At 72.5% G+C, this 13,050-nt stretch carries 14 protein-coding genes; 5 read left to right on the plus strand and 9 right to left on the minus strand.

The genetic code is table 11. From position 1 onward, the window contains the following. The first annotated feature begins 281 nt into the window (after positions 1-281). Both P4R38_RS10630 and P4R38_RS10635 read left to right on the plus strand, forming a co-directional pair. Complete coding sequence (locus P4R38_RS10630) at positions 282-1,286, plus strand: hypothetical protein (protein WP_277192108.1); 1,005 nt, start codon at positions 282-284, stop codon at positions 1,284-1,286. 137 nt (positions 1,287-1,423) lie between these two features. Continuing rightward, positions 1,424-2,476: a hypothetical protein gene (locus tag P4R38_RS10635; RefSeq protein ID WP_277192109.1), complete on the plus strand. Its 1,053-nt coding sequence runs from the start codon at positions 1,424-1,426 to the stop codon at positions 2,474-2,476. Here the strand turns inward: P4R38_RS10635 and ku are convergent. Further along, entirely contained in the window at positions 2,473-3,420 is a 948-nt protein-coding gene (gene ku / locus P4R38_RS10640) for a non-homologous end joining protein Ku (RefSeq protein WP_277192110.1), read from the minus strand. The genes P4R38_RS10635 and ku overlap by 4 nt on opposite strands. 18 nt (positions 3,421-3,438) lie before the next feature. Between ku and P4R38_RS10645 the strand changes: the two genes are divergently transcribed. Next, entirely contained in the window at positions 3,439-4,404 is a 966-nt protein-coding gene (locus P4R38_RS10645; RefSeq protein ID WP_277192111.1) for an ATP-dependent DNA ligase, read from the plus strand. After that, the gene (ligD, locus tag P4R38_RS10650; RefSeq protein ID WP_277192112.1) at positions 4,397-5,302 is read left to right on the plus strand and encodes a non-homologous end-joining DNA ligase; all 906 of its coding nucleotides are present in this window, start codon (positions 4,397-4,399) and stop codon (positions 5,300-5,302) included. The genes P4R38_RS10645 and ligD overlap by 8 nt, the downstream gene beginning before the upstream one ends. Here the strand turns inward: ligD and P4R38_RS10655 are convergent. The 6 genes from P4R38_RS10655 to P4R38_RS10680 all read right to left on the minus strand — a co-directional run bounded on the left by P4R38_RS10655 (position 5,295) and on the right by P4R38_RS10680 (position 9,585). Next, a complete protein-coding gene (locus P4R38_RS10655; protein ID WP_277192113.1) occupies positions 5,295-5,675 on the minus strand; it encodes a (2Fe-2S)-binding protein in 381 nt (126 codons plus the stop codon). The genes ligD and P4R38_RS10655 overlap by 8 nt on opposite strands. 281 nt (positions 5,676-5,956) lie before the next feature. Further along, positions 5,957-6,298: a histone-like nucleoid-structuring protein Lsr2 gene (locus tag P4R38_RS10660; RefSeq protein ID WP_275237439.1), complete on the minus strand. Its 342-nt coding sequence runs from the start codon at positions 6,296-6,298 to the stop codon at positions 5,957-5,959. A 63-nt stretch (positions 6,299-6,361) separates the two neighbouring features. Further along, a complete protein-coding gene (locus P4R38_RS10665) occupies positions 6,362-6,541 on the minus strand; it encodes a hypothetical protein (RefSeq protein WP_275237438.1) in 180 nt (59 codons plus the stop codon). Between the two features lie 31 nt (positions 6,542-6,572). Beyond that, the gene (locus P4R38_RS10670; protein ID WP_277192114.1) at positions 6,573-7,112 is read right to left on the minus strand and encodes a methylated-DNA--[protein]-cysteine S-methyltransferase; all 540 of its coding nucleotides are present in this window, start codon (positions 7,110-7,112) and stop codon (positions 6,573-6,575) included. A 5-nt stretch (positions 7,113-7,117) separates the two neighbouring features. Further along, positions 7,118-8,614 carry an AlkA N-terminal domain-containing protein gene (locus P4R38_RS10675; RefSeq protein WP_277192115.1) on the minus strand — a complete coding sequence of 499 codons (1,497 nt, stop codon included), beginning with the start codon at positions 8,612-8,614 and terminating at the stop codon, positions 7,118-7,120. Positions 8,615-8,694: 80 nt separating this feature from the next. Continuing rightward, entirely contained in the window at positions 8,695-9,585 is an 891-nt protein-coding gene (locus tag P4R38_RS10680; protein ID WP_346770752.1) for a Rossmann-like and DUF2520 domain-containing protein, read from the minus strand. A gap of 141 nt (positions 9,586-9,726) precedes the next feature. Here P4R38_RS10680 and P4R38_RS10685 point away from each other — a divergent pair, with 141 nt between their 5' ends. Then, complete coding sequence (locus tag P4R38_RS10685; protein WP_277192116.1) at positions 9,727-10,704, plus strand: SAM-dependent methyltransferase; 978 nt, start codon at positions 9,727-9,729, stop codon at positions 10,702-10,704. Positions 10,705-10,717: 13 nt separating this feature from the next. Here P4R38_RS10685 and P4R38_RS10690 read toward each other — a convergent pair whose 3' ends face one another. Beyond that, positions 10,718-11,794 (minus strand): hypothetical protein, encoded by a 1,077-nt coding sequence (locus P4R38_RS10690; RefSeq protein WP_277192117.1) that lies wholly within the window; start codon positions 11,792-11,794, stop codon positions 10,718-10,720. Between the two features lie 22 nt (positions 11,795-11,816). Continuing rightward, entirely contained in the window at positions 11,817-13,040 is a 1,224-nt protein-coding gene (locus tag P4R38_RS10695) for a hypothetical protein (protein WP_277192118.1), read from the minus strand. Positions 13,041-13,050: the final 10 nt, after the last annotated feature.

The raw sequence follows: 13,050 nt of genomic DNA on the forward strand, positions 1-13,050 counted from the left end.
CCTGAGCGCCCCGGCATTTCCCCTGGTCCGTTAGTTCTTGACGCGGTCAACGCCGCCATCAGCGTCGGTGTTCCGCCGCCTGCGTTCGCCCATGGCGGAATCACGGTACGGACACCGCGCGTGGACGTGCTCCCGGTGTGACCCACCGCGCACACCCCCACGCGGTGCGACCCACCGCGCGGGTGGCTCGTCGTCCACAGCCCCCGCGTCCGGGTATCGGCCGTCCACCGCGGGCGACGTGGCCGTCCCGCTGGTCGACGAGCGCGGGCACGGTCGACCCCATGAGCGTTCCTCCGCTGACCCACCACGAGGTCGCGCCGCTGACCGGCCGCGGCCGAGGTCGCCGCGACGCCAGACACCGACGCGCGGCGCCGCTTGCTGCGGAGTACGACGGTGTCGCGTCGCGAGCGCTGTTGCGTCAGGTGGGGCTGACCCGTCACGACATCCGGTGCGAGGTCGAGGCCGGTCGGTGGCGGCCTCACGGTGTCGAGACCGTCGTCATCTCGCCCGGCAAGCCGACCCCGCGCGCAGTGTGGTGGACGGCCCTGTGGGAGACGGGCTGCGGGGCGGTGCTCGACGGCGTCAGCGCGCTGCAGGCGTCGGGGATGCTGGGCTTCGACAGCACGGTGGTCCATGTGTCGGTTCGCGGCGGGCGGCGCCCGCGGCGTACGGCGGGCGTCGTGGCGCACACTCTCCGATCGGTGGGCGCCACCGCTGCCGCCGGCGTCCCTCGGACATCTCCGGAAGTCGCAGCCGTCCGGGCGGCGCAGTGGGCCACGTCGGACCAACAGGCGGCCCTCCTCCTGGCGATGTGTGCTCAGCAGCGCCTCGTACGAATGGACCGGTTGCAGGACTTCTGGCAGACCGTCGGCCGGTCACCGAGGCAGGCCCTGATCGACCGCGTCATCCGCGACGTCAGCGACGGCGCCCAGGCGCTCGGAGAGCTGGACTTCGCGAGGATGTGTCGCTCGCGCGGCCTGCCCGAGCCGAGTCGCCAGGTGGTGCGACGGCTCGCCACGGGCCGGGCGTACCTGGACGTGGAGTGGACCGACCTGGGAGTAGCGGTGGAGATCGACGGGGGCCATCACTTCCACGGGCTGCGACCGGTGGAGGACGCGCTCCGGCAGAACGCGATCGCGGCCGACGGGACGGTCGTGCTCCGGATCCCGCTGCTCGGCCTCCGGCTCGAACCCGAGAGGTTCCTCGACCAGGTGGAGCACGCGCTGCGGCTGGCCCGAGACCGCCGCGCCACCAGTCCGTGGCGTCGTTCACCACACGACGTGTGACCACCCACGACCAGGTGACCGCCCGCCCCGGTGTGACCCACGGCGCGCAGGTCCACTCGGTATGACCCACCGCGCGCAGGGCCGCGCGGTCGACGACCGAGCGGTCGCGCTGCGGAGAGCCTCAGTAGGTTGATCGCGTGAACGAGGTCGTCCGCATCGAGACGCTGGAAGCCGTGGTGGACGTGCTCGCCGAGCCGACCACCGTACGGCGGCTGCGGCAGCAGTGGTCGCGCTGCCTGACCGGCCCGGCGTCGGCCGCCCCCGACCTGGTCGTCGACCTCACCGGGGCGCTGACCACCGAGGAGTCCGCCGACGAGACGGAGTACCGCGTCACCACCCGGGTGACCCGAGCCGCCATCGATGCGCAGCGCGGACGGCGGCTGCTATTGCACGCGGCGGGCGTGGCCGACCCGGTGACCGGGCGGATGCTGATCCTGGTCGCGGAGTCCGGCGGAGGCAAGACGACCGCCGCCGCGGTGCTGGGCCGTCGCCTGGGCTACGTCACGGACGAGACCGTGGCGCTCGACGACGACCTGACCGCGCTGCCCTTCCCCAAGCCGTTGTCCGTGGTGCGGCGGGGCGACGACCCGTACGACAAGTCGCAGCACGGCCCCGACGAGCTGGGCCTGCTGCCGGCGCCCGCGCGACCCACAGCGGCGGCCGTGATGCTGCTGGCCCGGGACCCCGAGCGCGACGAACCACCGGCGCTCGAGGCCGCCCACGTCCTCGACGGGCTGCTCGCCCTCGTGCCGCAGACGTCCGCGCTTCCCGAGATCGACCGTCCGCTGTCGCGGCTCGCGGCGCTGATCGAGCGCACCGGCGGCATCCGTCGGCTGCGCTACCGCGAGGTCGCCGATGCCGCCGACCTGCTCTCCGATGTGCTGGGCGAGGTCCGCGCGACGCCCCCCTCCGTCGTCGCCCACCCGCCGACCACGCCACGTCCGGGATACCCCTACGCGCCGCCGCGACCGTTCACCGGCCCCGTCCCGCCGACCGTGCAGCGGGCGGACTACACCGACGCGGTGGAGTCGGCCGGCGACGTGGTCGTCCTGGTCGGTGCGAACCCCTACCGCCTGACGGGTCCGGCCGCTCGGCTGTGGTTGGCCGCCGGACGACCCGTGCCCTCCCCGGGCGAGGTCGCGCGCGAGCTGCTCGCGCTCGGGCTGCTGCGGCCGGCCTCCGGCGCCTAGCTGGCCTTCTTCTTGGCAGGAGCCTTCTTGGCCGTGGTCTTCTTGGCGGCGGTCTTCTTGGCCGGCGCCTTCTTGGCGGTCGCCTTCTTCGCCGCGGCCTTCTTGGCGGGCGCCTTCTTCGTGGACTTCTCCGCGGACGTGCGCCGTGCGTCACTCGCCTCACCGCGCGAGGACTTGGCCCGGTTGACGCTCTGCTGCAGCGCGGCGAGCAGGTCGACGACCTCCCCGCCGGTGTCGGCCTCGGGGGCCGGCGCCTTGACCTCGCCACCCTCGAGCTTGGCCTTGACCAGCGCGCGGACCGCCTGCTCGTAGTCGTCCTCGTACTCATCCGGCTCGTAGTCGCCGGTCAGCGACTCGACCAGCATCTGCGCCATCGCCTGCTCGGCGGGCTTGACCTCGTCGGACGCGTCGTTCAGGACGCCGAAGTCGGCCGCGCGCACCTCGTCCGGCCACAGCAGAGTCTGCATGCTGATGACGTCGTCCCGGACGCGCAGCACCGCGACCGTCATCCGGGTCCGGATCGAGACCGTCACCAGGGCGACGCGGTCGGTCTGCTCCAGCGCCTCACGCAGCAGGACGTACGGCTTGACGGCCGCCTTCTCTGGCTCCAGGTAGTAGCACTTGTCGTAGTAGAGAGGGTCGATCTGGTCCGACGGCACGAACTTGTCGACCGCGATCTCCCGGCTGGTGCTGATCGGCAGGTCGGACAGGTCGTCGTCGGTGAGCACGACCATCTCGCCGTCGTCGGTCTCGAACCCCTTGGCGATGTCGTCGTACGCGACCTCCTCGCCGTCGATGCTGCAGACCCGTTTGTACTTGATCCGGCCGCCGTCCTCGCGGTGCACCTGGCGGAACTGCACGTCGTGGTTCTCGGTGGCGGAGTACAGCCGGACGGGCACGTTGACCAGCCCGAACGACACAGCGCCTTTCCAGATCGCCCGCATGCCCCCAAGGATGACCCCATGCGCCCCATGCTCGCCACCCCGTCGAACCGGGTTCCTCCCGGCGACGGGTGGTGCCACGAGGTGAAGTGGGACGGGATGCGCGTGCTCGTGGACGCCCACGGCGGAGCGGTACGCGTGAGCTCTCGCACCGAGCGCGACGTCACCATCGCCTTTCCCGAGCTCACCCGCGAGGCGGCCGGGCTGACGGCGTACGACGACCTGCTGCTGGACGGCGAGCTGGTGGTGATGCGCGAGGGCAAGCCGTCGTTCAAGGCCCTGGCCGAGCGGTTCAACGTCACGAATGCGCGGGTGGCCGACCAGCTGGCCGCCTCGGCGCCGATCACGCTGATGGCCTTCGACGTGCTGCGGGTCCTCGACACGCCCGTCCTGTCCCGGCCGCTGCGCGAGCGACGGCGACTGCTCGAGGGCGCCGGGCTCGGGAGCGCGTGGGTGCAGGTGCCGCCGGTGTTCGAGGACGGAGAGACCCTGCTCGCCGCCACCACCGAGCAGGGCATCGAGGGGGTCGTCTCCAAGCGGTGGACCTCGCCGTACGTCCCCGGGCGCCGCTCGGAGGACTGGCGCAAGATCGTGCACCGCCGCACCGGCTCGTACGTCGTCGGCGGCTGGCGGCACGAGACGGGCAGCCGCGACCGGCTGGGGGCACTGCTCATCGGTACGGCGACGCCGGCCGGCCTGCTCTTCCGCGGGCGGATCGGCAGCGGGCTCGCCGGCCGAGCGGGCGCCGCGCTGCTGCCGGTCCTGCGAGGGCTGCCCGACGAGGGCGACCCGTTCGTCGACGAGCTGCCCCGGGAGGACCGCCTCGGCGCGACCTGGGTACGACCGACGCTGGTGGTCGACATCGAGCACCACGGCCACGCCGACACCGGCCGGCTCCGGCAGCCCAGCTGGCGCGGCGTCCGCCACGACCTGACGGTCGAGGAGCTGCTGCGCACCGACACCGAGGACGAGGCGGGACATGCCTGACAAGGAGCAGATCACCGTGCAGGTCGGCGGGCGGCGGCTGAGGCTGTCGAGCCTGGACAAGGTGCTCTTCCCCGCCACCGAGACGACCAAGGGCGAGGTGCTCAACTACTACGCCCACGTCGCGGCCGTACTGCTGCCGGTGATCGAGGAACGGCCGCTGACCCGGATCCGCTGGCCGCACGGGGTCAACGACATGTCCTTCTTCGAGAAGAACCTGCCCTCCGGCGCCCCGTCGTGGCTGGAGCGGGTCACCATCCAGGGGTACGGCTCACGCGGCGGTGGTGACTCCGTGACCTACCCGATGGTGGACGACCTCGGCGCCCTCACCTATCTGGTCAACCTCAACTCGATCGAGCTGCACGTCCCCCAGTGGCGGGTGTCGTCCGACGGCAAGCCGGTGAACCCCGACCGCCTCGTCATCGACCTCGATCCGGGGTCGCCGGCCGGACTGCACGAGTGCGCCAAGGTCGCCCTGCTCGTGCGGGATCGCCTTGCGGACGAGGGGTACTCGTCGGTCCCGGTCACGTCGGGCAGCAAGGGGATGCAGCTGTACTCCGCGCTCGACGGGTCGCGGTCCTCGGACGACGTGCGCGAGTGGACCAAGGGCATCGCCCAGGAGCTGACCAAGCAGATGCCCGGCGACGTGGTGTGGAAGATGACCAAGTCGCTGCGCCCGGGCAAGGTGCTGCTCGACTGGTCCCAGAACGTCGCCGCGAAGACGACGATCGCCCCGTACTCGCTGCGGGGCCGGGACCGCCCGACCGTCGCCGCACCCCGCACCTGGGACGAGGTGGAGGAGGGCGCGCAGGAGCGGGACGCGTTGCGGCAGCTGGACATGGACGAGGTGCTGGACCGGGTGGCCGAGCACGGCGACCTGTTCGCCCACCAGCTCACCTGAGCCGGGGGCAGCGGGCGCACTCGTGGGCGCCGGGGAGCGCGTAGATGAAGCAGCACGAGTCACGCCAGCGGTCCGGTGATGCCCACCCCAGGACCGCGCGGCTCGCACCCGCCCACGCCGCCTGCCACGCGTCCTCGACCGAGCCGGCGCGGTGCGCCGAGCTCATCTTCACGCCCGGCTCGTACGTCCTCGCGAACTCCTGCGCGTGCGTCCGGTACGCCCGCTCGGCGAGCCCGCGACGCTCGGACAGCCGGGGCCGCCACTCGACCGGTCCGGGGCCGACCCCGAGCCGGTCGGCGAACCCGCCCGGACCGCTGAACCCGACGGACAGCCGCTCAGGCGCGAGGTCGAGGGCGTACGGCGAGGCCACCACGAGGTGCGCGATGCCGGTCGCGAGCGCCCCGAGATACCACTGCAGGACGAACGTCGCGGGTACGGCCGGAGCGGGCGCGGCGCCGTACTGCCGGCTCAGATCCGCAGCGCACGCCGCACGCCAGGTCGCCGTCGGGTCGCCGCCGGACCGCTGCGCGCGGAGCGCGTCCGCGCAGGCCAGGTCGAGCGGACGGGCGGTGGGGACGACCGAGAGCCAGCCGCTGGTGCGGCTGGCTCTCGTGCAGGCCCGGCGAACCGGGCCGTCGCCGGCGGTCCGGGCGCTCAGCCCTGGGCCTTGTCGTAGGCCTCCTGCAGCTCCTTGGAGACACGGCCACGGTCGCTCACCGTGTAGCCGTTGGCGCGGCCCCACTCGCGAACCTTGTTGAGGTCGCCGCGCGAGGACGAGGAAGAAGTGGAGGAGGAGGAACGGGAGCCGCTGGCGCGACGACCGCCCGTACGGCGTGCGTGACCGATCCAGCTCGCCATCTCGTCACGCAGTCGCGCGGCGTTGGCGTTGGAGAGATCGATCTCGTAGCTCACGCCGTCCAGGCCGAAAGTGACGGTTTCCGATGCTTCGCCGCCGTCGAGATCGTCGACGAGGAGGACCTGAATCTTCTGAGCCATGGGGTGTGATCTCCTGATGGGGGGACGGTTCCCGATCAGATTAGGGCGAATAGCGAATAATTTCTATTCGGACGTGCGATCCGGGTGCGCTTTTCGCAGTGAATCCTGCTGCGCTTCCCACTGCGCGTGAGCAATTCGCTCGCGGCGGTCGCCTTCCATGATGTGCTTCATCACGAGGTAGAAGAGATACAGAAGGCCGAGGGTGGGCAGCAGGGCCGCGATGTACGGCCAGAGATCGTTCACTTCGCACCTCGGGTGACTCGGATGTCCGACGTCAGGATACCTGCGCCGCCCGAAGGTCCGCCGCGCTCCCCCGCGCGGCTGCCGCGAGGTGGCGGCCCTCCAGCTCCAGCAGCGCTCTCTTGCGCGGCAGTCCGCCGCCGTAGCCGGTCAGGTCCCCGCCGGCGCCGACCACGCGGTGGCACGGGACGATCACCGAGATCGGGTTGCGACCGTTCGCCAGGCCGACGGCCCGGGCGCTGCTCGGTGATCCGATACACCGCGCGAGCGCACCGTACGTCGTCGTCTCACCGTACGGAATATCGAGCAATGCGTTCCACGCCCGCCGCTGGAAATCCGTGCCGCGGGATGCGAGGGGTAGATCGAATTCCGATCGCGCGCCGGCGAAGTATTCGGTCAGCTGCCCTTCGACGAGGTCGCCCAGTGGGTCGCCGATCACCGGTGGCCCGAACGTGGTGAGCGCCGGCGCGTGCCGGTGATCGGTCATGTACACCGCGGCCAGCCGATCGGCGTCGAGGACGAGCGTCAGCGGTCCGATCGGCGTATTTCGCATCACCTGGTGTCGGGTGCTCATCGAATTCACTGCTCCTTCGGGAGGCGATTGATCTCGTGATCGGTGGTGGCCCAGAGGTGCTGAGCGGCATAAGCCCGCCACGGCCGCCACCGGGCGGACTCGCTCTGAATGGTGGCGAGATGGTCGGGAATGCCGATCCGTGCCGCACCGGCCCGTATCCCGAGGTCGCTGGTGGGAAAGGCGTCCGGGTCGCCCAGGGCCCGCATCGCGATCGACTCCACCGACCACGGACCGATTCCGGGAAGGGCGATCAGGTCGGCCCGGGTCGAGGCCCAGTCGGCACCGGGCGTGAGGTCGATCTGCCCCTCGGCGAGCGCCGTGGCCAGACCGACCACCGTCCGGTGCCGGCTCGCGGGCATCGCCAGGTGCTCGGCCGAGGTCCTGCGCAGCCGCGCCGCGGTCGGGAACAGGTGGGTGAGCCCGCCGACCGGTTCGGGGAGGCGCTGCCCGTACCGCTTGACGAGCCGGCCGGCGTGGGTCCGGGCGGCCTTGGTCGAGATCTGCTGGCCGAGCACGATCCGTACGGCCATCTCGTCGGCGTCCGCGCTGCGGGGCACCCGACGTCCGGGCGCGGCCCGTACCAGCCGCGCGAGGCGGCGGTCGGCGGCCAGCGCGGCGTCGATCGCGACCGGGTCGGCGTCCAGGTCGAGCATCCAGCGGCACCGGCTGGTCGCGACGGGCAGGTCACGCAGGTCGGACAGCCACATCTGTGCGGCAACGTGGTCCGGCTCGGGACGCAGCGCGACGACCGCCGGTCCGTGCGGCAGGAGCATGGTGCGGCGGTACGCCCCGTCGCGCCATTCCTCCACCCCCGGCACCGCCGTGGCGGCGAGGTGGCCGAAGAGGTTGTCCGGCAGCAGCGGGCGACGGAAGGGGAGCCGTAGCCGCATCTGGTGCCACGTGCCCGTGGACGCCTCCGCGCGTTCCCCCCGCTCGGGGGCCGAGGCGCGCGAGCGCATCTCGCGCGGGGTCGCCGCGAACACCTCGCGCACCGTGCCGTTGAAGGCCCGGATGCTGCCGAAACCGGCGGCGAACGCGATGTCGGCCATCGGCAGGTCGGACGTCTCGACGAGCACGCGGGCGGTCTGTGCGCGCTGGGCACGGGCGAGGGACAGCGGCCCGGCGCCGAGCTCGGACCGGACCTGCCGCTCGATCTGCCGCACGCTGTACCCGAGACGGCGCGCGAGTCCGGCGACGCCCTCCCGGTCGATCACCCCGTCGGCGATCAGCCGCATGGCGCGCGCGACCAGGTCGGCGCGCGAGTTCCATTCCGGTGAACCCGGACTGGTGTCGGGCCGGCAGCGCTTGCACGCTCGGAAACCGCCCGCCTGCGCCGCCGCTGCGCTCGGGTAGAACGTCATGTTGCGCGGCTTCGGCGTCGTGGCCGGGCAGCTCGGCCGGCAGTAGATGCCGGTCGTTCGTACGGCGGTGTAGAACCAGCCGTCGAAGCGTGCGTCCCGGGAGCTGACCGCGCGTACACAGGCCTCCGTGTCGGTGTACATGCCCACGACTATGACGCACCTCCAGTGGCGTTACTAGCCGAAATGCGACATGACGGTTTCTGGCCAGTACGAGCTCGGGCTCAGTCGTCCTCGAGGGCTCGCAGCAACGGCGCCACCCGCTCCGGCGGCAGCGCCCGTCGCGCGATCGTCCGCTCCGCGGTCGCTCTGGCCATGGCTCGGTACGCCTCTCGTACGTCGGCGCTCTCCCCCTCCAAGGCGGACAGGTGCGCCGCGAGGGTGTGCGCGTCGCCGCGAGCAACCGGACCGGTCAGCGCCCGGTCACCTCGCTCCAGGGCGTTGTCCAGCGAGGCCTCGGTCAGCAGTCGCAGCACTCGCGCGGGGTCCTCGAACCCGCACTCGCGCAGCACCTGCATCGACTGGCCCACCAGCGTCACCAGGTGGTTGGAGCTGTGGGCGAGCGCGGCGTGGTAGCGGACGCGGTCCTCCTCGGCCACCTGGACCGGCTCGCCGCCCATGTCGATGACGAGTGCCTCCCCGAGGACGCGCGCGTCCGAGGTGGCGGTGACGGCGAACAGGCAGCCGGCGATCCGTTCGAGGTCCTTCGGGGTGCCGCTGAACGTCATCGCCGGGTGAACAGCGAGCGCGATGCCGCCGCGCTCGACGACGGGCTGCAACGGCTCGAGCCCGAGGGCGCCGGCGAGATGGACGGCGACGCGAGGGTCGTCCCAGGCGCCGAGCGCCGCGAGCCCGCCGACGACCGAGGCGATCTCGTCGTCGGGGACGGTGACGAGCACGAGCTCGGCGAGGCGTACGACGTCCGGGACGTCCACGACGGGCACGCCGGGCAGCATGGTCGCCGCGCGTTCACGGGACGCCTCGCTGACCCCGGAGACGGCCACGACCTGGTGGCCGGCGGCGCGCAAGGCCGCCCCGATGGTCGCGCCGACGCGCCCGCAGCCGATGACGCCGACCCGCAGCGACGGGCGTCCGAGATCCTCCAGCTCACTCACCCGCGTCACGCTAACGATCGTCGGCCCGTTCCGCGCACCTCGGTCCCCGTGATGACAGGTCGACCCGCGAGTCGTGGCCTGCGGCCCGCGGAGGTGGTCCCCGATGATCGACCCGACAGCTCGTGCAGCAGGGTGGACGCCATGTCGGAACGATCGTGGGACGTGGCGTGGCAGGAGGCCCTGTACGGGCCGGACGGGTTCTACCGTCAGCCCGCCGGCCCGGCGGCGCACTTCGCGACCTCGGCGCAGGGTCTGCCCGGGGTCGGACGCATCCTCGCCCGAGCGGTCGCCACGCTCTGCCGGCAGTACGCCCTCTCGAGCATCGTCGAGATCGGCGCCGGACGCGGTGAGCTGCTCGCGACCCTGCACGAGGTCGACCCGGCCCTGAGCCTGCACGGCATCGACGTCGTACGCCGCCCACCGGGTCTGCCGGGCGCCGTTGCGTGGTCCACGTCCCCCGGTGGCGCGGCGCTGCCGGACGACCTGGGCGCGCTCGACGGCGTCCTGGTCCTCGCGCACGAGTGGCTGGACGTCGTACCCCTCACGGTCGGTGAGGTCGACGAGGACGGCTCGCTGCGGGTCGTCCACGTCACGGAGACCGGTCAGGAGCACCTCGGTGCTCCACTGGGCGAGGCGGATCTGCAGTGGTGCCAGCGGTTCTGGCCGGCGGGCGAGCCGGGCGACCGGGTCGAGGTCGGCGCGACGCGGGACCGCGCGTGGGCCGACCTGTGCGCACGGGTCCGGCAGGGGGTGGTCGTCGGCGTCGACTACGGCCACGAGCGCACGGACCGCCCGGCCTTCGGCACCCTCACCGGCTACCGCGAGGGCGCCCAGGTCCAGCCGGTCCCGGACGGCTCGTGCGACATCACCGCCCACGTGGCCGTCGACTCACTCGACACCAGCTGGCGGACCCGCCAGCGGGCGCTCCTCACCGAGCTCGGCGTGGTGGCACGCCCGGCGCAGCACGAGATGTCCCGTACGGACCCCGGGCGGTACCTCGCCGCGCTGGCCGAGCGCAGCGCCGGGCTCAGCGCGACAGCCGCGCAGGGCCTGGGCGACTTCTGGTGGTTCGTACGCGAGATCGGCGTACGGCGTCAGCCGTCGACGAGCACGTCGTGACCGGCGCCGGACGTCACGGGACGGGCCGCACGCTGTCGAGGATCCGCTGGGTCGTCGTGTCGTCCAGGGCGTTCGGGACACCGAGGTCGCGGGTCAGGACGACGGACGCGGTGCCGTTGCCCGTGGTGAAGGAGGTGACGACCACCTCAGTGACTGGTGCGAAGCAACGGCCCGACCGCCGCTCTGAGTGGGTGACGGTGGCGCGGGACCGCACGGCGAGCGTCCGTCCACCGTTCACCGCGACCTGCTGCGAGGTCACCGACGAGGACGACTCGTACGTCCGGTCGTCGGACTTCAGGGCCGCGGCTCTGGACCACCGTCCGGCCAGGTCCGGTGCGATGTCCGCCGGGTCCCGGTCCCCCGAGGTCTGGAACACCACCGAGGCGAGGTTCTGATTCTTGGTGGCAGCGCAGAAACCGGTGCGGTAGCCGGCCGGCCGGTGCCCGTTGATGATCGCCTTCGGCAGCAGCCCACCCGGCGTCTTCGCCTTGGCGTAGAAGTACCCGGCGTACTCCTGGGAGCTCGTCGAGACGTCCCAGACCGGGTCCGTCGTCGCGCCGACCCCGGCCGCGGCCATCCGGCCGCGCGGCGGCACGTCGAACGCCGCTTTGTTGCCTGCATCGTCGGTGTCCAGGTCGACCTGCCAGCCCGGCACGAGCGGCTGGACGCCGAGGCCCGGCCCGCTCGCCGACGGCGCACCGGCGGTCGGCGTCGGTGCCGTGGACGCGGTCGGGGACGGCGTCACGTCACCGGTGGCGCGGTCGGTGCCCTGAGTGCTCCGGTACAGCGCGTACCCGCCACCGCCCAGAACCGCCACGCCCACGAGCACGCCGGCCACCAGGAGTGCCGTACGCCGCCCGCGTCCGCTCCCTGCCGGTTCTGAGGTCTTCGCAGGAGCCGGTGAGGCGGGCGCCTCCGGACGCACCAGATCGCCGTAGTACTGCTGCTGCCCGTGGGCGAACTCGTGCTCGCGCCATGACTCACCGAAGGTGCTGCCGAACCGCTGGCCCGACGTCTGCGGGTTGCCGGGCCCGGACGGAGGCTCCGGGCGCCGCGGCAGCCGGTGCCCCTGCGGTCGTTCGTCGCTCACCCTGCTGATCCCCCTCGATGAACTACGGCGCGACCCGCGCCGAGCTGATGATCTTGTTCAGCGTCGCGTCGTCCAGCGCGTCCGGGACGCCGAGGTCACGGACGGCGACGATCGTCGCGGTGCCGTTCTTGGCCGCGAACGAGGTGACGACCAGCTCGACCTTCGGCGCCGTGCACTTCGTGGGGTCCTGCTCGGTGTTGGGGATCGTCGTCCTCGACTGCACGGCCGGTGTCTTGCCGCCGTTCACCATGACCTGCTTGGTGGCCGGCGCGGCGTACGACTCGTGCGAGGTCTTGTCCTTCTTCGTCGACATGACCTTGGCCCAGCGGTCGGCGGTGTCGGGACCGACCTCGGCCGGGTCACGGTCACCGGAGGTCGACCACACCAGGAACGCCCGGTCCTGGCTGTCGTCGCCGGCGCAGAAACCCTCGCGGTACGACGCGGGCTGGCGGCCGATGACCAGCGCGTCGCCGCCCTTGATGTCGTCACCGAACCCGCGGTAGACGGTGTCCGTCGGCGAGCTGAGGCTCCACACCGGGTGCGACGTGGACTTGCCGACGCCCGGGCCCTGGAAGCTGCCCGCCGGGGGGACGTCGTACAGCCCGCCGTGGTCCTTGTCCTGCCCCTGGACCACCTGCCACCCGGGAACGGTAGGAGACAGACCGCGGCCCGCGATCGGGCCGGGGCTGCTGCCCGAGGACGGCGCCTGCGACGAGCCACTCGTCGACGAGGGCTGGGTGGTCGTGACGGCGGTCGGCTGCGTGGGCGCCGCCGGGTTCGTGGCGGTGGTGTCCGACTGGGTGCCGCGGTAGATCGCGTACCCGCCGCCACCGAGGACGGCGACCGCGGCGACCGCCGCTGCCGCGAGGAGTGCCGTACGCCGTCCGGAGGAGCCGTGCCGGAGTGGACCGATCGGCCCCGACTGCGGTGAGCCGTGCTCGACGGGCGTGCTCTGGGGGCGCTCGTACCCCTGCGGACCGCCGTAGCCCTGCCCGGCGTCGTTCGCCTGCTGGGGCCCGCGACCGAGGTCGCCGTAGTACCGCTGCTGGCCGTGACCGAACTCCTGCTCGCGCCACGACTCGCCGAACGCGTCGCCGCCAGCACGACCGCCGTACGGCTGCGCGCCCCCGGAGCCGGGGTACTCGCCGCCGGGCTGCTGCCGGTGCTGTGCGTCGTCCGGGCCGGGCCGCTGCCCCTGGCCGCGCGGGTCCTGCTGTGGACCGTCACCGTGGGTGTGGTCGCTCATACTGCCTGCC

It is taken from the genome of Luteipulveratus flavus (assembly GCF_029439465.1).
Lineage (GTDB): Bacteria > Actinomycetota > Actinomycetes > Actinomycetales > Dermatophilaceae > Luteipulveratus > Luteipulveratus flavus.

What these genes read in the sequence shown, in the direction of transcription:
- P4R38_RS10630 (WP_277192108.1), top strand. Translation starts at nt 282, where the DNA reads ATGAGCGTTCCTCCGCTGACCCACCACGAGGTCGCGCCGCTGACCGGC.
- ku (WP_277192110.1), bottom strand. Translation starts at nt 3,420, where the DNA reads ATGCGGGCGATCTGGAAAGGCGCTGTGTCGTTCGGGCTGGTCAACGTG.
- P4R38_RS10645 (WP_277192111.1), top strand. Translation starts at nt 3,439, where the DNA reads ATGCGCCCCATGCTCGCCACCCCGTCGAACCGGGTTCCTCCCGGCGAC.
- ligD (WP_277192112.1), top strand. Translation starts at nt 4,397, where the DNA reads ATGCCTGACAAGGAGCAGATCACCGTGCAGGTCGGCGGGCGGCGGCTG.
- P4R38_RS10660 (WP_275237439.1), bottom strand. Translation starts at nt 6,298, where the DNA reads ATGGCTCAGAAGATTCAGGTCCTCCTCGTCGACGATCTCGACGGCGGC.
- P4R38_RS10670 (WP_277192114.1), bottom strand. Translation starts at nt 7,112, where the DNA reads ATGAGCACCCGACACCAGGTGATGCGAAATACGCCGATCGGACCGCTG.
- P4R38_RS10675 (WP_277192115.1), bottom strand. Translation starts at nt 8,614, where the DNA reads ATGTACACCGACACGGAGGCCTGTGTACGCGCGGTCAGCTCCCGGGAC.
- P4R38_RS10685 (WP_277192116.1), top strand. Translation starts at nt 9,727, where the DNA reads ATGTCGGAACGATCGTGGGACGTGGCGTGGCAGGAGGCCCTGTACGGG.
- P4R38_RS10695 (WP_277192118.1), bottom strand. Translation starts at nt 13,040, where the DNA reads ATGAGCGACCACACCCACGGTGACGGTCCACAGCAGGACCCGCGCGGC.